We start from the raw sequence: 21,391 nt of genomic DNA, 5'->3' as shown, positions 1-21,391 counted from the left end.
CAGATCGGATTGAGTGTCACTGAACGGGATCGATCGGTGTCACTCCAAGCAGCTTCAAAGCGTTCGCGAGCATCCGGATTCCCTGTGCCTGTTTCTTGTTGGCGCAGAACCGGTTTCCCTTTCTTTGAAGTGCTTTCGCCGCGGTGACCTGCGTTGCCGCGGCATGGGTTTCGAGGGCTTCGTCAAACTGGCGGTTCAGATCGATGCAACGCTCGCTGCGGGTGGTCGCCACCTTTGCATCGGCCGCCTTTGAATTGGCCGCCTTTGCATCGGCCAGCTTTGCATCGGCATGTTCGACCGCAGCCGTGACGAGCGAAATGGAAAGCAACGCACCCATCAGACTGATCGAGAACCTTTGCATTGGTCTGTCCGTAATCCCGTAACGCGTGTCGCAGCCGATGACCCGACCGCCACGGCACCACTTATGCCTTTGATTTTTTTCGGCAGTTTTTCCGGATTGTAGAATTTTGTTTCTGGATTGTTTCTGGGCGGCCGGATCAAGCCGCCGATCTCCACTGGCCAACTTATGGCCTGAATTCTATCGTCTGGCTGACGGCCGAAGCACCGCTTGGGCGATCCACAAATGACAGGTTTCCTGTGAAATCCGACCCCCACATACTGATCGTCGACGACGACAAGGGCATTCGCGACCTGCTTCAGGAATTTTTCCAGAAGCGAGGGCTGCATACATCGGTCGCCGCCGACGGCACCGAGATGGAGACCGTGCTGCGCCGCGCCCAGGTCGACCTGATCGTTCTGGACGTCATGCTGCCCGGCAAGAGCGGCCTGGAGCTCTGCCGCGAGTTGCGCGCCAATTATTCGACACCGATCATCATGCTGACCGCGGTCACCGAGACCACCGACCGCGTCGTCGGCCTGGAGATGGGCGCCGACGACTACGTGCCGAAACCCTTCGATCCGCGCGAGCTGCTCGCACGCATTCGTGCCGTCTTGAGGCGTAATGGCACCGCCGAACCGCGACGTGCCGCTTCGCGGCAGATCTACCATTTCGCCGGCTGGACGATGGACTGTTCGCGCCGCCGGTTGATGGCGCCCGGCGACGTCAGGATCGAGCTAACGATGGCCGAATTCAATCTCCTGCAGACCTTCGTCAAGAGCGCGCAACGCGTACTGAGCCGCGAGCAGCTCATCGAGCTGTCCGGCGGCGACAGCGGCTACAGCTTCGACCGCAGCGTCGACATTCTGGTCAGCCGGCTGCGGCGCAAGATGGAGGACGACCCGAAAACGCCGAAGCTGATCCTGACGGTGCGCAGCGGCGGCTATCAGTTCCTGCCTGAGACGACCTCCGAATGAGACGCATTCTGCCGCAAACGCTGCCGGCCTGGGTGCTGCTCATCGTCATCGCCGGCCTGCTGATCAGCCAGATCGCGACCCTCTACATCGTTTCGCGCGACCGTGCCGCCGCCAATGACGTCGTCGATCTCTACCGGCTCAACGACCGCGCCTTCTCGCTGGTACAGCTGATGCATGATGCTACGCCGGAACAGCGCAAGGCGACGGCCTCCGGCCTGTTCAACGCCACTTACGCACTCACCGTCTCCGGCACGCCCGCCGTCACTTCGTCGATAGCCGGCGACGACGAGCTGGCCGAATTGGAGGACATATTGGTCGGTCGGCTATCGAAGTTCGGCATCACCGACGCGCGGGTCCGCCGCGACCCGGCAACGCACGAAGCCGACGCTCCCGGTGGGACGGTCGCCGGTCCCGATGTTGGCCAGGTCGAGCGCGACCTGCTGGTGCTGGCCGCCGATTTCGCCCAGAGCGACAAGCTGACCGCTTCGCTTCGCTTTGCCGACGGCCAATGGCTGAACTTCACCGAACCGAACACGCCGGCCGGGCCGATACTGAGCTTCGATAGCCTGCCGCTCTATGCCTTGATCGCCGGGCTGGTGGTGGCTTCCTCGATCTGGTCGCTGCGCCGGCTGACGGCGCCCTACCGGATGATGGAGACCGCGGTGAAGCGGATCGGCGAGGACCTGAAGAGCCCGCCGATCGCCGAGAGCGGCAGCCGCGAGGTGCGTACCGCGGCGAAGGCGGTCAATGCCATGCAGGCAAGGCTGCGCGCCTATGTCGAGGACCGCGAGCACCTCGCTGCGGCGCTCGCGCACGACCTGCGCACGCCACTGACCAGGATGCGGCTGCGCCTCGAACTGCTCAGGAATTCGACCATTCGCGCCGCACTGGGGCACGACCTCGCCGACATCGAAGGCATTGCCAGCTCGGTCATCGACTTCGCCACTTTCGAGGTGACCGAGGAGAAGAGCGAGAGGATCGATTTCTGGTCGCTCGTCGAATCGGTCGCCGACGGCTTCGAAGAGGTCTCGTTCGACAATGACGATGCGCGCTCGCGCGGCCTGATCTGCATAGCGCGCCCAGTCGCGCTCCGGCGCTGCGTCACCAATCTCGTCCAGAACGCGGTGACCTATGGCAAGAAGGCGCATCTCAACCTGCGCCAATCGGACAGGATCATCGCGCTGGCGATCCGCGACGAGGGGCCGGGCATACCGCAGGCCGAGCTCGACGCCGTGTTCGGCTCGTTCGTACGCCTGGACCAGTCGCGCAACCGCCAGACCGGCGGCCTCGGCCTCGGCCTGACCATAGCCCGCAATATCGCCCGCGGCGCCGGCGGCGAAGTCAGCCTGTCCAACCATCCCGATGGCGGCCTGTTGACGGAGCTGCGCCTGCCGCTGGCGGTTTAGCTTGCGGTATCGGGCTAAGCTGGCGTTCCTTCGCGCCCCCCTCTGTCCTGCCGGACATCTCCCCCACAGGTGGGAGATTGGCTGTCGTCGCCGATTTCGCCAACTACAAACGTTGGAGTGTGAGAGCCGTCTGCGAAACCGCCGATCTCCCCCAAGTGGGGGAGATGTCCGGCAGGACAGAGGGGGGCGCGACAGAACTCGGCGTTGGTCTTGGTTCTCTCCCCAAGGAGAAAAACTACCGCCGCAACACCGCGCTCAGCACATCCCTGACGCCGATGGCGCCGACGAAGCGCGATTGGTCGTCGAATAGCGCCACGGGTGCTGTCTGTGAGCGATGCATGGCCAGCATCACCGTCTTCAGCGAGGTGCCGGGATTGGCCCAGAACACCTGCGCCGTCTCCTCCGGCTGAGCCTCGACGTCGGCGCAGGAGACCCACACCGCCGGCTTGCCGTCGCGCTCGGCCGCCGCCACCAGCCCATGCTCGTCGATCTTGAAGCGCGTCGTCTTGCGGCGGTCGAGCCACACCCAGCCGTTTTCGCCATGTTCGAGGTCGCGGCGGTCGCGCATGACGTTCCAGGCGGTCAGCACCGAGAGCGGGTTCACATTGGCGATGAAGTCGCGGACATAGTCGTTGGCAGGCCGCAGCACGATGTCTTCCGGCGCACCGGTCTGCACGATGCGCCCGCCCTCCATGATGGTGATGTGGGTGCCGATCTTCAGCGCCTCCTCGAGGTCGTGGCTGACGAAGATGATGGTCTTCTTCAGTTCGGCCTGAAGCTGCAGCAGCTCGTCCTGCAGCTTGGTCCGGATCAGCGGATCGAGCGCCGAGAACGGCTCGTCCATCAGCAGGATCGGCGCCTCGGTGGCGAAGGCGCGCGCCAGGCCGACGCGCTGCTGCATGCCGCCGGAAAGCTCATGCGCGTATTTCTTCGACCACTGGTCGAGATGAACCAGCTTCAGCTGTTTGCTCACCCGCTCCTTGCGCTCGGCTTCCGGTACGCCGGCGAGCTCGAGGCCAAGGCCGACATTTTCCTCCACTGTGCGCCAAGGCAGCAGGCCGAACTGCTGGAACACCATTGCCACCTGCTTTTGCCGCAACCGCCGAAGCGTCGCCTCGTCGCAGGTGACGACGTCGACCGTACCATCGCCGTCCTTGACCAGCACCTGGCCGCGCGAGACGACGTTCAGCCGGTTGACGGCTCTGAGCAGCGTCGATTTGCCGGAGCCGGACAGGCCCATCAGCACCGAAATCTCACCCTCGTGCACGGTGAGGCTGGCACCGGCACAGCCCAGCACGTTACCGGTCTGTTCGAGGATCTCGGCACGGGTGGCGCCGCTGTCGATCAGCGCCAGCGAACCGGCCTGGTCGGCGCCAAAGACGATGTCGACATTCCTGAAATCGACGGCGACGGTCATTTCTTGCCTCCCACGCCGATGCGCGTCATTCGATCAAGCACGATGGCGAGCACGACGATGGCCAGACCTGCCTCAAGCCCGAGGTCGATCCGGCGCGACCCGAGCGCCCGGTTGATCTCTGTGCCGAGGCCGCCGGCGCCGATCAGGGCGGCGAACACCACCATCGACAGCGACAACATGATCGATTGGGTCAGCCCAGCCATGATGGTCGGCAGTGCCGAAGGCAGCTCGACCTTCCACAGCAGCTGGCGCTTGGTGGCGCCGAACGCTTCGCCCGCCTCGACGATCGATTTCGGCACCGAGGTGACGCCGAGATGGGTGAGCCGAACCGAGGTCGGGATGACGAAGATGATGGTGACGATCAGGCCGGGCGCGTTGCCGAGGCCGAACAGGGTCAGCACCGGGATCAGGTAGACGAAGGTCGGCAGCGTCTGCATCAGGTCGAGCACCGGCAGCATGACGCGATAGATCTTCGGCTTGTGCGCGGCCCAGATGCCGAGCGGCACGCCAATGGCCATCGAGACGGCGGCGGCGGCAACGACCAGCACCAGCGTCTCCACTGTCTGCTTCCACAGGTTCTGGTTGAGGATGAACAGCAACCCGATGAACACCGCCAAAGCAAGGCCTTTCGAACGCTGCAGGAAATAGGCGAGCAAAGCGATCAGGGCGATCAGCAGAACCGGCGGCAGCAACAGCAACCCGTCGACGATGCCATCGAGCAGGAAGTTGAGGCTGTTGGAGAAAGCCCTGAAGACGGTGTCGAAATTGTCGGTGAGAAAGCCGAAAAACGCCTTCCCCCACGCGCCTATGGGGATCTTGTAGCTGACCAGGAATTTGGAGATCGGATCCATCTAGCCCCTCTTCTGCCGGCGCCGTCCTTTGCCGGACGGTCATCTTGTCACAGGATATGAAAAAGGGCAGCCATTTCTACCGTGGCTGCCCCTTGTCTCGTCATGCCAGATGGTCGGGTCAGCTTCCGAGCGCTGTTTTCACCGCTGCCGCCGCGTCGCCGCCGTCGAAGGTGGTGACGCCGGCGATCCAGGGAGCAACCGCGTCCGGGTGCTTCTTCAGCCAGTCGGTCGCGACCGTATTGGCGTCGCCGCCCTTCAGGATCGCGTCCATCATCTCGCCTTCCATGTCCAGGTTGAACTTCAGGTTGGTGATGAACTTGCCGGCGTTCGGGCACTCGGTCGTATAGCCCTTGCGCACGATCGTATGCACGGTGGCGGCGCCGAAGCCAGTGTCGCCCATGCCGTCGAGATAGGTGATCTTCATGGCGCCCATCACCGGATGCGGCGTCCAGCCGAGGAAGGCGATCCATTCATTGTTTTTGATCGACTGCTCGGCCTGGGTGAGCATGCCGGCTTCGGACGATTCGACCAGCTCGAAGCCTTCGAGATTGTCGGCCGGGTTCTTGATCATGTCGAGGATGATACGATTGCCGTCATTGCCGGCCTCGATGCCGTAGATCTTGCCGTCGAACTTGTCCTTGAACTTGCCGAGATCGGTCAGCGTCTTGACGCCGGCGTCGGCGACATAGGTCGGCACGACGATGCCGTAGCCGGCACCGCTCAAATTCTCGCTCACGGTCTCGATGGAGCCTTCTGCGGTGTAGTCCTTGATGTCGTTGGTCATCGACGGCATCCAGTTGCCGAGGAAGACATCGAGGTCCTTGTTCTTCAGCGACGCCATCGTCACCGGCACCGAAAGCTGGATTACCTGCGGCTCGTAGCCGAGCGCGGTGAGCAGCACCGAGGCTATACCGGTTGTCGCCTGGATGTCGGTCCAGCCGACATCCGACAGACGAACCGCCTTGCAGCTTTCCGGATCGCCGGCGAAGGCCGCAGTCGTGGATAGAAAAGCCGCCAGGCCGAGACCGGCGACGAATGAATTCATGCGCGACATAGAAATTCTCCCATTTCAGTTCTCGGTGAAGCGAAGTGGCGGTTTTATCTCCACCTTTGTTCCGTCAGCCAAACACCATTCTGCTGCGGTTTCAAGCACTAAGGCAACCACGATCAACGGCGCAGGCTGGTCGATCAACGACACGCCCGCCGCTTTCCGGATGGAAGTCGTCTTTTCCCGGTGGAATGTAGGCGCTCCCCCTCCCCGCTTTGTTGCAACTCGGCTTAAAAGGACGGCATGGCCAAGCTGTACTTCCACTATGCGACGATGAATGCCGGCAAGACGACGATGTTGTTGCAGGCCTCGTATAATTACCGCGAGCGCGGCATGACGACGATGCTGTTCATCGCCGGCCACTATCGCAAGGGCGATACCGGGCTGATCTCGTCGCGTATCGGCCTGGAGACGGAAGCCGAGATGTTCCGCGACGGCGACGACCTATTCGCCCGGGTCGCCGAGCATCATGACCACGCCACGGTCCATTGTGTCTTTATCGATGAGGCGCAGTTCCTCGAAGAGGAGCAGGTCTGGCAACTCGCCCGCATCGCCGACCGGCTGAACATCCCGGTCATGTGCTACGGCCTGCGCACCGATTTCCAAGGCAAGCTGTTTTCCGGCTCGCGCGCCCTGCTGGCGATCGCCGACGACCTGCGCGAGGTGCGCACCATCTGCCGCTGCGGCCGCAAGGCGACGATGGTGGTGCGCCTCGGCGCCGACGGCAAGGTGGCCAAACAGGGCGAACAGGTGGCGATCGGCAAGGACGTCTATGTCTCGCTCTGCCGCCGCCATTGGGAAGAGGAAATGGGCCGCGCCGCCCCAGACGATTTCATCGGCTTCACCAAAGCCTAAACCAGCGCTATTGCTTTCATCCGACCTCCCGGCTGACATTCGTTCCGCAATCGCGCCATTGCCGCCTTTATTGAGCGTGCCGCCTATTTTGATCCACAGCCAGAGCCGTCGGGAGTTCCCATGCTTCGAGTAATTTCGTCTGCAACTGCTTTCCTCATCGCCGGCATCGTTGCCGCGCATGCCGACGGCGATGCTGCTCTCGGCAAGAAGGTCTTCAACAGATGCATGGTCTGTCACGAGGCAACGAGCGACCGCGACAAGGTCGGCCCGCATCTGCTTGGTGTCGTCGGCCGCACCGCCGGCACCGCGGACAGTTATCTCAGCCGTTACTCGCAGGCGATGAAGGATGCCGGCGCCGCCGGTTTGGTCTGGGACGAAACAAACCTTGCCGAATACCTGCGCGCGCCCCGGCAGAAGGTCCCCGGTAACAAAATGGCCTTCTCCGGCCTGACCAGCGACGATGACATCGCCAACGTCATCGCCTACCTCAAAGCCGATCCCAAGCCCTGAGCGTCGCTCCCGAGCAAAAGTCCAGCCGAGGTCGAAGCGGTGCCTGACCGGCCGGCAGTTACAGCGTAATCATGGCTTGATTATCCTGCAGTCGCCTCCTGAAATTCTTTGTTTTCCTGTGATCCCATGTCTTCCGTCTTTCATTCGCCAAACCCGGCACATATATTCGCGGCGGTTTGCGAAACGAAACCGATGCCGAAGCGGGAGGCCCCAATGGCGACATTGCAGAATTTCGATGCCGAGATTGCCAAGACCAAGCAGGTCGTGCAGGACATGCGCACCAAGATTGAGCAGTCCGGTGCCGTGCTCGACACGCTCGCCACCGCCGACAAGAAGATCGGCGACGCCAATTTCGACATCGAGAATGCCCGCATCGAGGATGTGCTGAAGCAGCAGAAGGTGATGGAAGGCAATATCGCCGACCTGATCATCGGCCTCGAGGACGCCACCAACGTCTTCGGCGCCGAATTCGAGAGCATGAAGAACTACACCGGCTGGGAAAGTTTCGTCGGCGTCTTCTCCAGCCAGCGCAAGCAGCGCATGCGCACCGACCGCGTCCGCAACATGTCGCTGGCCGGCAATTTGCAGGAGCTGCTGGCGAAGTCCGACACCATCGTCGGCATCCTCAAGGCGCAGAAGCAGGTTCTCGATACGCGCTACAAGACCTCCGAGGCCAGCCTGTCGCAGGTGATCGAGCGCCGCAAGACCACCATGTCCAATCTCGAGACCGTGCAGAAGCGCATCGAGGAGCTCAACCCGATGCTGCTCGACATCGAGAACAAGATCGCCGCCTCGACCAGCCAGAAGGAGCGCACGCAGCTTGAAGGCGAGCGTTCGAAACTGGCCACGGAATACAACGAGAAGCAGGCCAAGGAGCAGGAATTGCTGGCCGAAAGCCAGACGCTGGAGCGCTACACCTCGATGTTCCAGACCTTCGTCGATTCGCTCAACAACCAGATCGCGGCGCAATCGACGCTGATCAACAAGCTGACCATCGATACCGAGCAGCGCATCGTGCTGTACAAGGCCCTGGAAGATTCGCTGAAGACCGCCGCCCAACAGGATGTCGCCCACAAGATCAACACGCTGGGCAGCCAGGTCGACAACACCGCCGAAGAGACCATGGCCGGCATTGGTGCTGCCTCGCAGAAGCACATTGGCGATCTGCTTCAAATGCACGAGAAGAACATGGTCGCCACCGCCGACATCCAGCGCCGCAAAAAGCTCGCCGACGATGCCTTCGCCCGCCGCTTCGACGATGTGATGAAGAAGCACAATTCGGCAAATTACGTGCAGTCGTAATTGCTGCACGTGCACTGCTCCCAAGGGCTGGCAGCATGACCCCCGAAAACGAAGCGGCGGCGCGCTATTTCTCGGCGATCGCGGCGGCACTTGGCGGCCTCGAAGTGTTCATGCGCGACGATCGCTCGCCGCTCTACCGGCATGGCATCGTCGCCAAGATCGTCGCCGAATACATCGCGCGGCTCGACAAGTCGTTCTCGTGTTGGCGCAACCGGCTGGGCTTCACCGAGACGTTCCGCATCTCGCGCGCCGAAAGCGGTTTTCCGGTCTTCCAGAACCTGCTCGAGCTGGAAAACGACCGCCGCCAGGCCGATGCGCGCCTCGCCAACCTCCCGTTGGCCGACGAGCTGCGCGAGGAAATGGCGGACTTCATCCTGCGCCACAAGGAATTCCCCGAAGCGCTGCAGAAGTCGATGGCCGAGCGGCTCTACCTCGAAGACGTCAAGAGCGAGACCACCTTTGGCCCGTTCACGCTGGCCCAGACGGCCAAGGTTTCGGTCAATCCGAAGACATTGCGGCCCTATTATCTGGTCCACTGGGCCTGCTTCGACGGCAGCGCCAACCTGCCGCTGGTCTATATGCTGACGGTCGAGGATTCCTCCGACGACATGATCCGGCAGCTGGTCGACTCCGGCGGCAAGCTTAATGAGAGGGTCGACATTCCGCTGCCGGTCGACGGCTTGCTCAATCCCGAGCTCGCCCACCGTTTCGACGATTTCGCCGAGAAGAATTCCGCCTACACGCTGTCGCCGGCGACCATCGCGGTCAACCTCGACAAGGATTTCGAACCGCTGCATCCCAAGCAGCTGCGTCGCGTCGTGCTCGGCCCGTTCTATTCTGCAGGGATTACCGACAACAATTCGACGGTAAGCGAAGTGCTGGCCAAGGTGCGCAAGCCGGAAAACGCCTGGCTGCTGACCTGGACCATCCAGGAGGTCTTTTCCAAGGCAGAGAAGCCAGGCCGCAAGGGGCTGTTCTCGAGCGAAAAGACGACGCAGGAATTCTTCATCAATACCGACGATCTCGAGGCGGCGCGCCAGGGCGTGTCGAGCTATGAGAACCATGCGCTGATCCCGCACGAGGCCTATCAGGCGCTCTATGCCGCCGGCGAGGCGCAGAAGATCTTTTCGGGCTACAAGGTCCACATCCTGTCCAAAGGGCAGGTCATCAGCGACGTCTGACCGTCAAATCGCGGAGCATCTTCCATGGACACCGGCCTGACCACCATCCCGGAAGCGGCAATTGAAAAGCACCGCGCCACTGCGCAAAGTTTCATCACCCGCATCGTCGTGCTGGAAGACCCATCGCGTGAGTCCGGCACAGCACTTGCCGGCACCAACCGCCGCTTCGTCTCGACCGTCTCGGTCGGCTCGGTTCGCCGCACGCGCGAGGTCGAGCTCGCCAAAACCGTCGCCGCCGTCCATCCCGACGACCAATTGCTGACCATACCGCAGCACATGCTGTTGTTTCGCGCTCGGCGCGGGGCGGCAATAGCGCTGGCCATATCGGATGTCTTCGCCGAAGGCTCGGACCTCGAAAGCCTGCAGGCGAAAAACGCCCGCGCGCCGCTCGAAGGCGACGAAGCTGCCACCTTCAAGAAGCTGCTGTCGGCCTCTGCCTACATCTCCGCGTTCAGCCTCGCCTCCTATTTGTTCCAGCTGATCGACAGCGACGGCGAGGCGCCGAACGACACGCCCGAGCCGGACTTTCTGTTCGACACCCCGCAGGATGCGGTGAAGTCGATCGTGGCCGGGCTCGACAGGGCGATAGCAGGTTCGAAGGACGACGCCGACCTGATGACCCGCGCCCGCGCCTTTGCCCGCGTAGCCATCGACGGGCTGTTGGCGCGAAAGGGCCGCTTCGACGGCATCGGCCCGTTCGAGAACGCCCATATCCGCATCGACGTCGACGATTTTACCCTCGATGGTTTCGACGTCGCCCCTGGCAAGCGGGCAAAACCGCTGGTGATGACCTTCAAGAAACCGGAAGAGGTCGTCGGCAACCACATCGCCAAGTACCAGTCGGTAAAGCTCGCCAAGATGCTGATGGCGTACGACTTCGAGCGCGAGCTGAACCCATTCGTCGAGCTTGGCGGCTTCCTGTTCACGTTTATCGGCGACGGCGCGCCCGGCACCGGCAAGACGACGCTGATCCAGATGATCGCCGGCCTTCTCAACGGCTACTGCCAAGTCGCCGGCTATCCCTTCGCCTACGAAAATTTCGGCGTCGACCAGATCTCCTCCTACCAGGGCAAGTCCGGCCAGAACTGCCGCCAGTTCATCAACAATGTGCTGAACCCGCGCGTCATCGGCTTCGGCACCATCGACGATATCGACCAGGTCGCCGCACGCCGCTCAGACGACCGCGCCTCGGCCGGCCAGCAGGAAATCACCGGTGTGCTGATGGACGCATTTGCCGGCGCGGCAACCGTGGTGCGCGGTAATTGCTCGTTCGGCATGTTTTCCAACTATCCCGAAAACGTCGACGACGCACTGCGCCAGCGCGCCGGCGCACGCTGGCTGGTCGACGGTCCGCAGACCCGCGACGATTACATCGACATCTTCGTCCTGCTGGCCGGCAAGAACCACAAGATCCCGCTCGGCGACCACAAGCTCTACGCAGCCCAGGAAATCCAGCGCGCGGTGATGGAGGCTTATGAAGAGCATGAGAAACCGCAGGAAGACGGGCTGATGAAGGTCTACGAGCGCTACATGAAGGAGAACAGCGCGCCGAAGTCGATGGCCGATATCGGCACCTATCTGCACATGATCAAGGATGCCGAGCCGCGCTTCACCGGCCGCGCCATCAAGAACGTCACCGACGCGATCAAGATGCGCGCCATGGATATCGAGTTGCCGGACGAATGGTTCGAGAAGCCGGAAGTCTTCATGCACAAGGGTTACGACGACAAGAAGGCGATGATCGAGGAACTGCGGGGGCCGTTCTCGATGGACATGGTCATGCAGGAGATCAACCGGTATGCGGATTCCGAGTTCCGCTATTCCGACAAGGCCGACGATGCGGCGGTGACCAAGATGATCCGCGACACCCGTCTGCGGGAGCGTGCCGTCCGCGAGATCGAGGAGTTGAAAAAGAAGGGAATGTGGAATGCGTGATCTTCCTTCTCACCGGATAGCACTGTTTCCGGTGCGATGCATAAGCTCCCACAGCAACGCTGAAAGACGTGGCTCAAACGCTGACGCCCCCCTCTCCCCGTTCTTCACGGGGAGAGGTAAGGGTGAGGGGCAGCGCATGCGTGGGCCAGAAATAGACACAACCAAGCGCGCAAGGCGCCTGCGTCAATCCGACAACGATGCAGAAACCGCGCTCTGGCTGGAGTTGCGCGACCGCAGACTGAACGGCCATAAATTCGTACGGCAGTTGCCGATAGGCTCTTACTTCGTCGATTTCGCCTGCAGAGACTGCCAGCTCGTCGTCGAAGTCGATGGCAGTCAGCATGTCGGCAGCCAATATGATCGAATCCGAGATCGCTTCATCGTCTCCGATGGCTGGTCTATCCTTCGCTTTTGGAACGTAGACGTATTGAAGGAGCGGGAAGCAGTCCTTGAAACAGTGGTGGCTGCGATCGAAGGGCGCCTCGAACGCCATATCGAAACGCGTGATCTTCGATTTGTCGCCGCCAAAGGCTATGGAGAGACATGTCCTTGACCGTTTGCGCTGCCCCTCACCCTTACCCTCTCCCCGTGAAGAACGGGGAGAGGGGGGCGTCAGCGTTGGAGCTCGGTCATCCAGCGCAAGATCCGTTGGGACTACGCGCATGAGCCCTGCCAAGAAACCCGACCTGCTACGCGACAACGAGCTGATCTACGGCCGGCTGCTGACGGTCGACGAGCCGCATCTGATCCAGCGCTACAACAAGGCGATGGTCGCCTTCGGGCTGAAGCCGACCAAGCTGAAAAGCTTCGAGATCGACCGTACCGGCTTTTCGCCGCAGGTCGCCGAGGAATGCGGCGACTACAGCTACCTCGATCCGAACGAGGTCAACCGCCGCTTCATCATCCTGACGCCGTCGCAGATCGACCTGCCGGTGGTGCACACGGCTTTCTCCAACACCTCGCTGCTGATGTACGAGTTCATGTCGAAGAACCAGCGCGCCATCGATGCGCTGACCATCAAGGACGTGATCTACGGCGAGATCGAGGACTCGGTTCCAAAGGTCGACGACATCGAGGACCTGCTGTCGATCAACCAGGTCGAGTTCAAGGTGCTGTCGGCCGAGGACGTGCTGGGCAAGGCGGCCGAGCTCGGCAAGCTGGTCGACCGGCTTAAGCAGGAGCCGGACGCCTGGCGCGACAACGACATGCTGGCCCGCATGGTCGAGCTGGCCAAGATCTGCGGCGACATCCGCGAGAACGCGCTGGTGCCGGACCAGGTTATCTTCCGCCACAACGCCTATTGGACCAGCCATTTCGGCGGGCTTTATGTGTTCGTCGACCCGGACGTGACGACGGTGATCAGCGACCCGTCGGCGCCCGGCTTTCGCCGTTCACGGCCATGGCAGGTGAGCTACCTGTCGATCAACGACGCCGACAAGGTGTTCAAATTCCTCGCCTCGACCGGCCGCATCGAGCTGCCGCGCGCCTCATGGATCGAGACCTCCGGCTATCTGGAGCATCGCGCCGAAATGGTGGTGCGCACGCTGATCCGCGACACCGAACCGGACCGCAATCTGACCGACGTCGACAAGGTCTGGCTGCAGACCTGGATCCACGGCCATGCCGATCTGATCACCAGGGACGGCAATTTTCCCTTCCTCAACGCCGCCAAGCGCGAGATCGCCCAGCTCGGCCATCTCAAGATCGAGGATGTGTTTCCGCATCAGCGCTTCCTGGTGATCCGCGCCAAGCCGGACCATCAAGACGCCTGGCTGACCAACCAGCTGATCTCGGACTTCGTGCCGCAGGACTTCGTCTCGCGTTACGTCTTCAACAAGCCGGGCTTCTACAGGGATTATGACGGCTTCAGCGACGCTTGGCGATCGCATGTTGTGGACGTTCTGAAAACCACATATTTGAAGGACAAGGTGGCGTTTCGCACACGCCTCTACGGCTTGACTGACTGAGGGGGTGACATCGCCATGCTTGATCCGATCGTGAATTTCTTCACCCCGATTTTCCAGTGGATTGGCCGCGGCATCGGCTTGCTCATCGGCGCGATCCTGTGGCCGTTCCTGTGGGCGGGGCGCTGGTACACGCAACGCGGCTGGATCCTGAAGGCGGTGCTCGGCCTGGCTGTCGTCGTGCTGATCGGCCTCTACATTAATTTCTTCTACGCCACCCAGTGGTGGAACAATTTCGACCCGAATTACGTCGACAAATACACGTTCGAAAAGCGCAACAGCTCCGCCGGTGAACAGGTCTCTGCAGGCGCCGGCACCGACACGGCCAAGACCTGCGGAAATTCAGCCATTGCCCAGGTTGCGGCCGACCTGACCGACTTCAACGTCAACCAGAATGCCTGGGTGTCGTCGATGATCCTCTACAAGCTCGGCCTGTTCGGCATCGACTGGGACCACACGCCGTTCATGGACAACAAGGCTTCGTTCCAGCGCGGCATCAACCAGGCGGTGCGGCGCACGGCGACCGAGCTTGCCGACAATCTCGGCCGCGTCCGCACCACCTCGCAGATCGACGCCGACCTGCAGGACGCCCGCGGCAATCTGCAGTTCGATGAGGAAACCTGGTACTTCGGCTTGAACCCGTTTGGTCCCAAGACGCCGACGCCGAGCTATTATCGCGACGCGGTGCGCAAGCTGCGTTCCTTCAACGCCCGTCTGGCAGCCTGCCAGGCCACGTTCGATGCCCGCGCCGACAATCTCAAGCAGTATATCGACCGCATCTCGTCCGACATCGGCTCGACCTCGGCGATCCTCAAGGAGCGTGCCGAAAACCACAACAATGGCTGGTTCGACACCCGTGCCGACGACCGCTTCTGGTTCGCCTATGGCCAGCTTTATGCCTATTACGGGCTGATGAAGGGCGCGCAGGCCGACTTCGAGGACGTCATCAAGGAAAAGCACCTGCAGAACCTGTGGGATACGATGGACGCGCAATTCGTCTCGGCGCTGCGCATCCAGCCCTTCATCATCGCCAATGGCCGCGAGGACGGCTGGCTGTTGCCGACACATCTGACGACGATGGGGTTTTACATACTCAGGGTCCGCTCGAACATGGTCGAGATCAGCAACGTGCTGACGCAGTAGCGGATCGTTCCGCGCAGCCGGCGCTGGTGAATTTGCGCCGTTGCTTCTGTCGCTTTTCGCGTATTACGCGGCTGTTTTGAGACGGCGGAACCGCGCCTGCTCTGGCTTCTATACGGCGCGGCGACCGGCGCGAAAAAAGAACCTGTAGCAGGGCAGCCGACCGCAGAGGCACTTTCTTCGTAGGAAACATAGTTGCATGAAAGTTGACGCCGCGGCAGCGACAGGGGTAGAACATGCCCGCGCCTGCAGTGCCGGGCTTGCGACCACAGTAATCGAATCCGTTCAATTCAAAGGGAAGCCGTCATGGCCGAAGTGAAGTCCGACATCGAGATCGCGCGCGGCGCCAGGAAGAAGCAGATCCAGGAGATCGGCCAGAAGATCGGCATTCCGAGCGAACATCTTCTGCCCTACGGCCACGACAAGGCGAAGATCTCGGCCGAGTTCATCAAGTCGGTGAAGGGCAACAAGGACGGCAAGCTGATCCTCGTGACCGCCATCAACCCGACACCGGCCGGCGAAGGCAAGACGACGACGACGGTGGGCTTGGGCGATGGCCTCAACCGCATCGGCAAGAAGGCCATCGTCTGCATCCGCGAGGCTTCGCTCGGACCGAATTTCGGCGTCAAGGGCGGTGCCGCCGGCGGCGGCTATGCGCAGGTCGTGCCGATGGAGGACATGAACCTCCACTTCACCGGCGATTTCCATGCCATCACCACCGCCCATAACTTGCTGTCGGCGCTGATCGACAACCACATCTATTGGGGCAACGAGCTCGGCATCGACACCCGCCGTGTCGTCTGGCGCCGCGTCATGGACATGAACGACCGGTCGCTGCGCGAGATCATCTGTTCGCTCGGCGGCGTCGCCAACGGTTTCCCGCGCGAGGCCGGTTTCGACATCACAGTCGCCTCGGAAGTCATGGCCATCCTGTGCCTGTCGACCGACCTGAAGGACCTGGAAAAGCGCCTCGGCGACATCATCGTCGCCTATCGTCGCGACAAGTCGGCCGTCTATGCCCGCGACCTCAAGGCCGACGGCGCGATGGCCGTACTCTTGAAGAACGCCATGCAGCCCAATCTCGTGCAGACGCTGGAGAACAACCCGGCTTTCGTCCATGGCGGCCCCTTCGCCAACATCGCGCATGGCTGCAACTCCGTCGTTGCCACCACGACGGCGCTGAAGCTTGCCGATTACGTCGTCACCGAAGCCGGTTTCGGCGCCGACCTCGGTGCCGAAAAGTTCTTCGACATCAAATGCCGCAAGGCCGGCCTGAGGCCGGCAGCGGCGGTCATCGTCGCCACGGTTCGCGCCATGAAGATGAATGGCGGCGTCAAGAGGGAGGAACTCGGCAAGGAGAACGTCGAGGCGGTCAAGAAGGGATGTGCGAATCTCGGCCGCCACATCGAGAACATCCGCCAGTTCGGTGTGCCGGCCGTGGTCGCCATCAACCATTTCTACTCCGACACCGAGGCCGAGATCCAGGCGATGAAGGACTACGTCGCCTCGATGGGCGAAGAGGCGATCCTGTGCAAGCACTGGGCTCAGGGATCGGCCGGCATCGAGGAACTCGCCAAAAGAGTCGTGGCATTGGCCGAATCCGGCGCGTCGCAATTTGCCCCGCTCTATCCTGACGCCATGCCGCTGTTCGAGAAGATCAACACCATCGTCCAGCGCATCTATCGCGGTTCCGAAGCGATCGCCGACAAATCGGTGCGCGACCAGCTCCACGCCTGGGAGCACGCCGGCTACGGTCATTTGCCGGTCTGCATGGCCAAGACGCAATATTCCTTCTCCACCGATCCGAATCTGCGCGGCGCGCCGACCGGCCACACCGTGCCGGTGCGCGAGGTCAGGCTGTCTGCCGGCGCCGGCTTCGTCGTCATCATCTGCGGCGAGGTGATGACCATGCCCGGTCTGCCCAAAGCGCCATCCTCGGAAAAGATCTTCCTGAACGAAATGGGCCAGATCGAGGGCCTGTTCTAAGGATATCAACGCTCGAACGGCAAAGGGCGCCGCAACGCTGCGGCGCCCTTCTGCCTGCTCGCAATAGTCTCCTACGCCGCGCTTCGCGCCAGCGCGCGCTGGTTGGAGGCATAGGGTGTGTCGTGCTGGGGTACCACGCCGGTCTTCAGGCAATCGATCCATTCGGCGGTTTTGAGAACGGCCGCGAAGCGCGACTGCAATACGATCGTCACGACGCGATGGATTTCCTCGCCCGAAGCGTAGCCGGCGCTGTTGGCGTAGGGCAACGACCCCGTCGCGTCCGACAGGAACTCGACCTCAAAACCCATATGCACGGCATGGATGACCGTGGACAGATTGCAATTATGCGTCATGTAGCCGATGACCGTGATCGTATCGATAGAGTTGGCGCGCAGCCACTCCTCTAAATCCGTGCCGGTGAAGGCGCTGGGCAAGTTCTTTTCGATGTAGTGGTCGCGGTTTCGCCTGGCGATTTCCGGGTGCAACTCGGCGCCATGGCTGCCCTTGGCGAAGACCGATGAGGTTTCCGGTGCCAACTGCTTGATGACCACCACCTTGACGCCTGCCTCGGTGGCCGCGTCCATCGCTCGCGCCACATTGACGACGCTCTCGCGGAACGGCGGATGCTGGATGGCGAGGTTGCCGCCGTCATAGTCGTTCTGAACATCGATGACGATGAGGGCGCGGCGTGGAGCTTTGCCTTTGGCTGGGTCCGACATGGGGTTTTCCTTTCCCGTTTGGCATTGATGGGTGGACGATAAGCGCGGCGCCGGATCGCAAAAAGTGTCCCGATTGACATTGTTCGAAAGAATTGGGACAATCGGTGTCACCCTTTGCTGGAGCTCCCATGGCCGATCCTGTCGTTGCCGCCATCGCCTTCGATGGCATCAGCCCGTTTCATCTCTCCGTGCCGTGTCTCGTGTTCGGCGCGGATCGCACGACGCTCGGCCTGCCGCGCTTCGACTTCCGGGTCTGCGCGATTGAGAACGGGCCGATCCGCACTGATGCCGGGCTGACCATCAGCGTCCCGCACGGGCTTTCGGCGCTCGATGATGCCGACATCGTCATCGTGCCGAGTTGGAAGAATCTCGGAATCTCACCGCCGACGACACTGATCGAGGCGTTGCTTGGCGCGCACGAGCGCGGCGCGCTGATTGTCGGACTGTGCTTGGGAACGTTCGCTGTCGCGGCGACCGGATTGCTTTCGGGGCGGCGAGCCGCGACGCACTGGGCCTACGCGGATCAGCTGCAGGAACTCTACCCCGACATTCTCGTCGAACCAGAAGTGCTCTACATCGACGATGGCGATGTCGTGACATCCGCCGGCGTCGCCGCCGGGCTTGACTGCTGCCTGCACGTCGTACGGGCTCGTTACGGCGCGGAGGCAGCGCTTCGCCTTGCCCGGCAGATCGTGCTTTCTCCGCATCGGCAGGGCGGGCAGGCGCAATTCATCGAACGTCCCATCGCCAGAACCGGCAATGCGGACCGCTTCACCCAGGCTCTCGAAACGGTGCGCAAAACCCTGGGTGATCCGCACAGTCTGGACAGCGTTGCCGGTCTCGCCGGCCTCACCCGCCGGACGTTCACGCGCCGTTTCCAGAAAACGATCGGCACCAGTTTCGGCGACTGGCTGACCGACCAGCGTGTGCAACTCGCACAGCGGCTGCTGGAAGCAACGGAAAAATCGATGGATACGGTTGCCTTCGAGGCCGGCTTCGGCAGCGCCACCTCGCTGCGCCAGCATTTCGCAGCGCGGCTCAGAACCTCGCCCGTGCAATACCGGCGCGAATTCTCGAGGAGTGTCGATTTGGATAGACGCGGCGCTTCACGCTGATCCGGCTCACCCGCTCCTGATTACCCGTGCCGGATTGCCGACCACCGTGGTGTTCGCCGCCACGTCGCGCTTCACCACGGCACCGGCGCCGACGATGGCGCCATCACCGATCCTGACCCCGCCGAGGATGATGGCACCACCGCCGATCCAGGCATTGTCGCCGATCTCGACCGGCCTAGCGATCTCCAGCCCTGCCCGTCGCCCCGCAGCCTCCCTGTGGTGCTCGGCGCAATAGATCTGCACATTGGGGCCGAGCAGCGTTCCCTTGCCGATGCGCACTGGCGCCGTATCGAGAATGGTGCAGCCGGCATTGAGGAAGACGCGGTCGCCGAGAAAGATGTTGAAGCCATAAGCGCAGTGGGACGGCGCTTCGATCCGGGCGCCCTCGCCTGCAGCGCCGAGCAGCGCCCGCAAGGCAGGCCCGATATCGCCGTGCTGTCGTGGTGGCAGGCTGTTGTGCTCGAACACCGCGTCGCGTGCCGTGATCCGCAGCGCCTCCAGTTCCGGGTCGAGGCAGCAATACCACTCGCCCGCCGCCATTTTCGTGCGTTCGCTCCCCGTCATGGCCGCAACTCCAGTCTCAATCTTTGCCAAGCACAACTGGTGAAAATACGGAAGCGCCGGCGGCGACACCACCTCTGGTCAAATACCGGACCTATGGTAGCTTGCTCTCTCGGACCTGTCCCAAGCCGGCCATCGAGGGATCAATCATGCTGTACATTCTTGCACTCCTGATTGGCATCGTTGCCGGGCTTCGCGCCATGACAGCGCCCGCCGCGGTCGCCTGGGGCGCCTGGCTAGGCTGGTTGCCGGTCGCCGGCACCTGGGCGAGCTTCATGGGCCACTGGATCGCCGTCGGCATCTTCACCATCCTGGCCATCGCCGAACTGGTCACCGACCAGCTGCCATCGGCGCCGAGCCGCAAGGTGCCGCAGCAATTCGGCACGCGCATCGTCTTGGGCGCTTTCACCGGCGCGGTGATCGGCGCCACCGGCGGCGCCACCATCGGCGGCCTGATCGCCGGCGCCGTCGGCGCGGTGATCGGCACGTTGGGCGGCGCCGAGGCGCGTAAACGCCTGGCCACCGCCTTCGGCAAGGACCCGCCCGCCGCCTTCATCGAGGACGCGGTGGCGATCGTCGGCGGGCTTCTGATCGTGGCGGCGGTGGCATGACGGCAAAGACATTCGACGCCATCATCGTCGGTGCCGGGCAGGCCGGCCCACCGCTCGCCGGCCGGCTGAATGCGGCCGGCATGAGCGTGGCGCTGATCGAGCGAAAGCTGGTCGGCGGCACTTGCGTCAATACCGGCTGCACGCCGACCAAAACGATGGTGGCAAGCGCCTATGCCGCGCATCTCGCCCGCTGCGCCGCGGACTACGGTGTGACGCTCTCCGGTCCCATCGGCGTCAACTACAAGGCGATCAAGGCGCGCAAGGACAAAGTCTCGAACGATGCCCGCGGCAATCTCGAAGACTGGATTGCCGGCATGGACAAATGCACGCTCTATCGCGGCCATGCGCGCTTCGTGACCGCCAATACGGTGCGCGTCGGCGACGATCTGCTGAGCGCCGAAAAGATCTTCCTCAACACCGGCGGCCGCGCCTCGGTGCCCGACCTGCCCGGCCTCGACGGCATTTCTTACCTGACCAATTCGTCGATGATGGATCTCGACGTGCTGCCGCGCCATCTCATCGTCGTCGGCGGCAGCTATGTCTCGCTCGAATTCGCGCAGATGTTCCGCCGCTTCGGTTCCGAAGTCACGGTCATCGAAAAGAGCCCGCGCCTGATCGGCCGCGAGGACGATGACGTCTCGGACGCCATTTTGTCGATCCTCGAAAACGAAGCCATTGCCGTCCATCTCGGCGCCGACGATATCCGCTTCGCCAGGCGAGGCAACGAAATCGCCGTGACCTTCTCGCCAGGCAAGGCGGCTGCGGTCGGCTCGCATGTGCTGCTGGCCCTGGGCCGCACGCCAAACACCGACGATCTCGGCCTCGACAAAGCCGGCGTCGAGGTCGACAAACGCGGCTTCATCGTCGTCGACGACCAGCTGCGCACCAGCGTGCCCGGCATCTGGGCGATGGGCGACTGCAACGGCAAGGGCGCCTTCACCCACACCTCGTACAATGACTACGAGATTGTCGCCGCCAACCTGCTCGACAACGATCCGCGCAAGGTCAGCGACCGCATCGAGGCCTATGCGCTCTATATCGACCCACCACTCGGCCGCTGCGGCATGACCGAAGCCGCGGTAAGGAAATCCGGCCGCCGCGCCCTTGTCGGCCAGCGGCCAATGACCCGCGTCAGCCGTGCCGTCGAAAAAGGTGAGACGCAAGGCTTCATGAAGATCCTGGTCGATGCCGACACCAAGGAAATCCTCGGCTGTTCGGTGCTCGGCCCGGGTGGCGACGAGGCAGTGCACTGCGTGCTCGATCTGATGTATGCCAAGGCGCCAGTCAGTACGCTGGCGCGCGCGGTGCACATCCACCCGAACGTCTCGGAGCTTCTGCCGACCATCGCCCAGGAATTGAAGCCGCTGGCATAGGCCGGGCGCAGGCGTTATCTCGCGATCCTTTGAGCGCCAAGCCCGGATAGAGCCGTGCGCCCATAGCGCGAAAAGCTGGACCAATCGACAGTGTATTGGCGAA

The 21,391-nt window shown here is 62.4% G+C and carries 21 protein-coding genes; 14 read left to right on the top strand and 7 right to left on the bottom strand.

Annotation, left to right across the window (positions count from 1 at the left end; translation table 11 throughout):
• Positions 1-16: 16 nt before the first annotated feature.
• A complete protein-coding gene (locus NKH37_RS06605) occupies positions 17-361 on the bottom strand; it encodes a hypothetical protein (protein WP_023719225.1) in 345 nt (114 codons plus the stop codon).
• Positions 362-597: 236 nt separating this feature from the next.
• Between NKH37_RS06605 and NKH37_RS06600 the strand changes: the two genes are divergently transcribed.
• Positions 598-1,314, top strand: coding sequence for a response regulator (locus NKH37_RS06600; RefSeq protein ID WP_023719226.1), 717 nt, complete (start codon positions 598-600; stop codon positions 1,312-1,314).
• A complete protein-coding gene (locus NKH37_RS06595) occupies positions 1,311-2,720 on the top strand; it encodes an ATP-binding protein (protein WP_353004834.1) in 1,410 nt (469 codons plus the stop codon). The genes NKH37_RS06600 and NKH37_RS06595 overlap by 4 nt, the downstream gene beginning before the upstream one ends.
• 235 nt (positions 2,721-2,955) lie before the next feature.
• Here NKH37_RS06595 and choV read toward each other — a convergent pair whose 3' ends face one another.
• The 4 genes from choV to NKH37_RS06575 all read right to left on the bottom strand — a co-directional run bounded on the left by choV (position 2,956) and on the right by NKH37_RS06575 (position 6,186).
• Positions 2,956-4,137, bottom strand: a complete 1,182-nt coding sequence (gene choV, locus NKH37_RS06590; RefSeq protein ID WP_023719229.1) for a choline ABC transporter ATP-binding protein — start codon at positions 4,135-4,137, stop codon at positions 2,956-2,958.
• A complete protein-coding gene (choW, locus tag NKH37_RS06585; RefSeq protein ID WP_023719230.1) occupies positions 4,134-4,988 on the bottom strand; it encodes a choline ABC transporter permease subunit in 855 nt (284 codons plus the stop codon). The genes choV and choW overlap by 4 nt, the downstream gene beginning before the upstream one ends.
• Positions 4,989-5,106: 118 nt before the next feature.
• On the bottom strand, positions 5,107-6,042 hold the full coding sequence (gene choX / locus NKH37_RS06580) for a choline ABC transporter substrate-binding protein (protein ID WP_352591725.1): 936 nt from the start codon (positions 6,040-6,042) through the stop codon (positions 5,107-5,109).
• 15 nt (positions 6,043-6,057) lie between these two features.
• A complete protein-coding gene (locus NKH37_RS06575) occupies positions 6,058-6,186 on the bottom strand; it encodes a hypothetical protein (RefSeq protein ID WP_280940418.1) in 129 nt (42 codons plus the stop codon).
• Positions 6,187-6,279: 93 nt separating this feature from the next.
• On the opposite strand from NKH37_RS06575, the gene NKH37_RS06570 reads away from it, so the two are divergent.
• The 9 genes from NKH37_RS06570 to NKH37_RS06530 all read left to right on the top strand — a co-directional run bounded on the left by NKH37_RS06570 (position 6,280) and on the right by NKH37_RS06530 (position 16,909).
• A complete protein-coding gene (locus NKH37_RS06570; protein WP_023719232.1) occupies positions 6,280-6,891 on the top strand; it encodes a thymidine kinase in 612 nt (203 codons plus the stop codon).
• Between the two features lie 120 nt (positions 6,892-7,011).
• Complete coding sequence (locus tag NKH37_RS06565) at positions 7,012-7,401, top strand: c-type cytochrome (RefSeq protein ID WP_352482068.1); 390 nt, start codon at positions 7,012-7,014, stop codon at positions 7,399-7,401.
• Between the two features lie 213 nt (positions 7,402-7,614).
• A complete protein-coding gene (locus tag NKH37_RS06560) occupies positions 7,615-8,703 on the top strand; it encodes a hypothetical protein (protein ID WP_353040867.1) in 1,089 nt (362 codons plus the stop codon).
• Between the two features lie 35 nt (positions 8,704-8,738).
• Positions 8,739-9,884, top strand: coding sequence for a hypothetical protein (locus tag NKH37_RS06555; RefSeq protein ID WP_353004830.1), 1,146 nt, complete (start codon positions 8,739-8,741; stop codon positions 9,882-9,884).
• A 24-nt stretch (positions 9,885-9,908) separates the two neighbouring features.
• Positions 9,909-11,819 carry an AAA family ATPase gene (locus NKH37_RS06550; protein ID WP_353004829.1) on the top strand — a complete coding sequence of 637 codons (1,911 nt, stop codon included), beginning with the start codon at positions 9,909-9,911 and terminating at the stop codon, positions 11,817-11,819.
• A gap of 136 nt (positions 11,820-11,955) precedes the next feature.
• Positions 11,956-12,372: an endonuclease domain-containing protein gene (locus NKH37_RS06545; protein ID WP_084642682.1), complete on the top strand. Its 417-nt coding sequence runs from the start codon at positions 11,956-11,958 to the stop codon at positions 12,370-12,372.
• A 109-nt stretch (positions 12,373-12,481) separates the two neighbouring features.
• Positions 12,482-13,786 carry a DUF6638 family protein gene (locus NKH37_RS06540; protein WP_353004827.1) on the top strand — a complete coding sequence of 435 codons (1,305 nt, stop codon included), beginning with the start codon at positions 12,482-12,484 and terminating at the stop codon, positions 13,784-13,786.
• Between the two features lie 15 nt (positions 13,787-13,801).
• Complete coding sequence (locus NKH37_RS06535) at positions 13,802-14,926, top strand: DUF2333 family protein (protein WP_353004825.1); 1,125 nt, start codon at positions 13,802-13,804, stop codon at positions 14,924-14,926.
• Between the two features lie 303 nt (positions 14,927-15,229).
• Complete coding sequence (locus NKH37_RS06530; RefSeq protein WP_353040865.1) at positions 15,230-16,909, top strand: formate--tetrahydrofolate ligase; 1,680 nt, start codon at positions 15,230-15,232, stop codon at positions 16,907-16,909.
• A 71-nt stretch (positions 16,910-16,980) separates the two neighbouring features.
• Here the strand turns inward: NKH37_RS06530 and NKH37_RS06525 are convergent, their stop codons facing one another.
• Positions 16,981-17,628 (bottom strand): cysteine hydrolase family protein, encoded by a 648-nt coding sequence (locus tag NKH37_RS06525; RefSeq protein WP_353004821.1) that lies wholly within the window; start codon positions 17,626-17,628, stop codon positions 16,981-16,983.
• Between the two features lie 128 nt (positions 17,629-17,756).
• Between NKH37_RS06525 and NKH37_RS06520 the strand changes: the two genes are divergently transcribed.
• The gene (locus NKH37_RS06520; RefSeq protein WP_352482060.1) at positions 17,757-18,743 is read left to right on the top strand and encodes a helix-turn-helix domain-containing protein; all 987 of its coding nucleotides are present in this window, start codon (positions 17,757-17,759) and stop codon (positions 18,741-18,743) included.
• 6 nt (positions 18,744-18,749) lie between these two features.
• On the opposite strand, the gene NKH37_RS06515 is transcribed toward NKH37_RS06520, so the two are convergent.
• The gene (locus tag NKH37_RS06515; protein WP_353004819.1) at positions 18,750-19,307 is read right to left on the bottom strand and encodes a sugar O-acetyltransferase; all 558 of its coding nucleotides are present in this window, start codon (positions 19,305-19,307) and stop codon (positions 18,750-18,752) included.
• Between the two features lie 146 nt (positions 19,308-19,453).
• Here NKH37_RS06515 and NKH37_RS06510 point away from each other — a divergent pair, with 146 nt between their 5' ends.
• Both NKH37_RS06510 and NKH37_RS06505 read left to right on the top strand, forming a co-directional pair.
• Positions 19,454-19,915, top strand: coding sequence for a DUF4126 domain-containing protein (locus NKH37_RS06510; RefSeq protein ID WP_292660700.1), 462 nt, complete (start codon positions 19,454-19,456; stop codon positions 19,913-19,915).
• Positions 19,912-21,288, top strand: a complete 1,377-nt coding sequence (locus NKH37_RS06505; RefSeq protein WP_352591699.1) for an FAD-containing oxidoreductase — start codon at positions 19,912-19,914, stop codon at positions 21,286-21,288. Before NKH37_RS06510 ends, NKH37_RS06505 begins: the two co-directional genes overlap by 4 nt.
• Positions 21,289-21,391 lie beyond the last annotated feature (103 nt).

The organism is Mesorhizobium sp. M1217, from assembly GCF_040318275.1.
Lineage (GTDB): Bacteria > Pseudomonadota > Alphaproteobacteria > Rhizobiales > Rhizobiaceae > Mesorhizobium.
This window is presented reverse-complemented; position numbering and strand designations above follow the sequence as displayed.

Excerpts from the sequence above, each read along its gene's own strand:
- NKH37_RS06605 (WP_023719225.1), bottom strand. The coding sequence starts at position 361 with ATGCAAAGGTTCTCGATCAGTCTGATGGGTGCGTTGCTTTCCATTTCG.
- choW (WP_023719230.1), bottom strand. The coding sequence starts at position 4,988 with ATGGATCCGATCTCCAAATTCCTGGTCAGCTACAAGATCCCCATAGGC.
- NKH37_RS06525 (WP_353004821.1), bottom strand. The coding sequence starts at position 17,628 with ATGTCGGACCCAGCCAAAGGCAAAGCTCCACGCCGCGCCCTCATCGTC.
- choX (WP_352591725.1), bottom strand. The coding sequence starts at position 6,042 with ATGTCGCGCATGAATTCATTCGTCGCCGGTCTCGGCCTGGCGGCTTTT.
- NKH37_RS06510 (WP_292660700.1), top strand. The coding sequence starts at position 19,454 with ATGCTGTACATTCTTGCACTCCTGATTGGCATCGTTGCCGGGCTTCGC.
- NKH37_RS06520 (WP_352482060.1), top strand. The coding sequence starts at position 17,757 with ATGGCCGATCCTGTCGTTGCCGCCATCGCCTTCGATGGCATCAGCCCG.
- NKH37_RS06540 (WP_353004827.1), top strand. The coding sequence starts at position 12,482 with ATGAGCCCTGCCAAGAAACCCGACCTGCTACGCGACAACGAGCTGATC.
- NKH37_RS06545 (WP_084642682.1), top strand. The coding sequence starts at position 11,956 with ATGCGTGGGCCAGAAATAGACACAACCAAGCGCGCAAGGCGCCTGCGT.
- NKH37_RS06570 (WP_023719232.1), top strand. The coding sequence starts at position 6,280 with ATGGCCAAGCTGTACTTCCACTATGCGACGATGAATGCCGGCAAGACG.
- NKH37_RS06565 (WP_352482068.1), top strand. The coding sequence starts at position 7,012 with ATGCTTCGAGTAATTTCGTCTGCAACTGCTTTCCTCATCGCCGGCATC.
- NKH37_RS06515 (WP_353004819.1), bottom strand. The coding sequence starts at position 19,307 with ATGACGGGGAGCGAACGCACGAAAATGGCGGCGGGCGAGTGGTATTGC.
- NKH37_RS06550 (WP_353004829.1), top strand. The coding sequence starts at position 9,909 with ATGGACACCGGCCTGACCACCATCCCGGAAGCGGCAATTGAAAAGCAC.
- NKH37_RS06505 (WP_352591699.1), top strand. The coding sequence starts at position 19,912 with ATGACGGCAAAGACATTCGACGCCATCATCGTCGGTGCCGGGCAGGCC.
- NKH37_RS06555 (WP_353004830.1), top strand. The coding sequence starts at position 8,739 with ATGACCCCCGAAAACGAAGCGGCGGCGCGCTATTTCTCGGCGATCGCG.
- NKH37_RS06530 (WP_353040865.1), top strand. The coding sequence starts at position 15,230 with ATGGCCGAAGTGAAGTCCGACATCGAGATCGCGCGCGGCGCCAGGAAG.
- NKH37_RS06595 (WP_353004834.1), top strand. The coding sequence starts at position 1,311 with ATGAGACGCATTCTGCCGCAAACGCTGCCGGCCTGGGTGCTGCTCATC.
- NKH37_RS06535 (WP_353004825.1), top strand. The coding sequence starts at position 13,802 with ATGCTTGATCCGATCGTGAATTTCTTCACCCCGATTTTCCAGTGGATT.
- NKH37_RS06560 (WP_353040867.1), top strand. The coding sequence starts at position 7,615 with ATGGCGACATTGCAGAATTTCGATGCCGAGATTGCCAAGACCAAGCAG.
- choV (WP_023719229.1), bottom strand. The coding sequence starts at position 4,137 with ATGACCGTCGCCGTCGATTTCAGGAATGTCGACATCGTCTTTGGCGCC.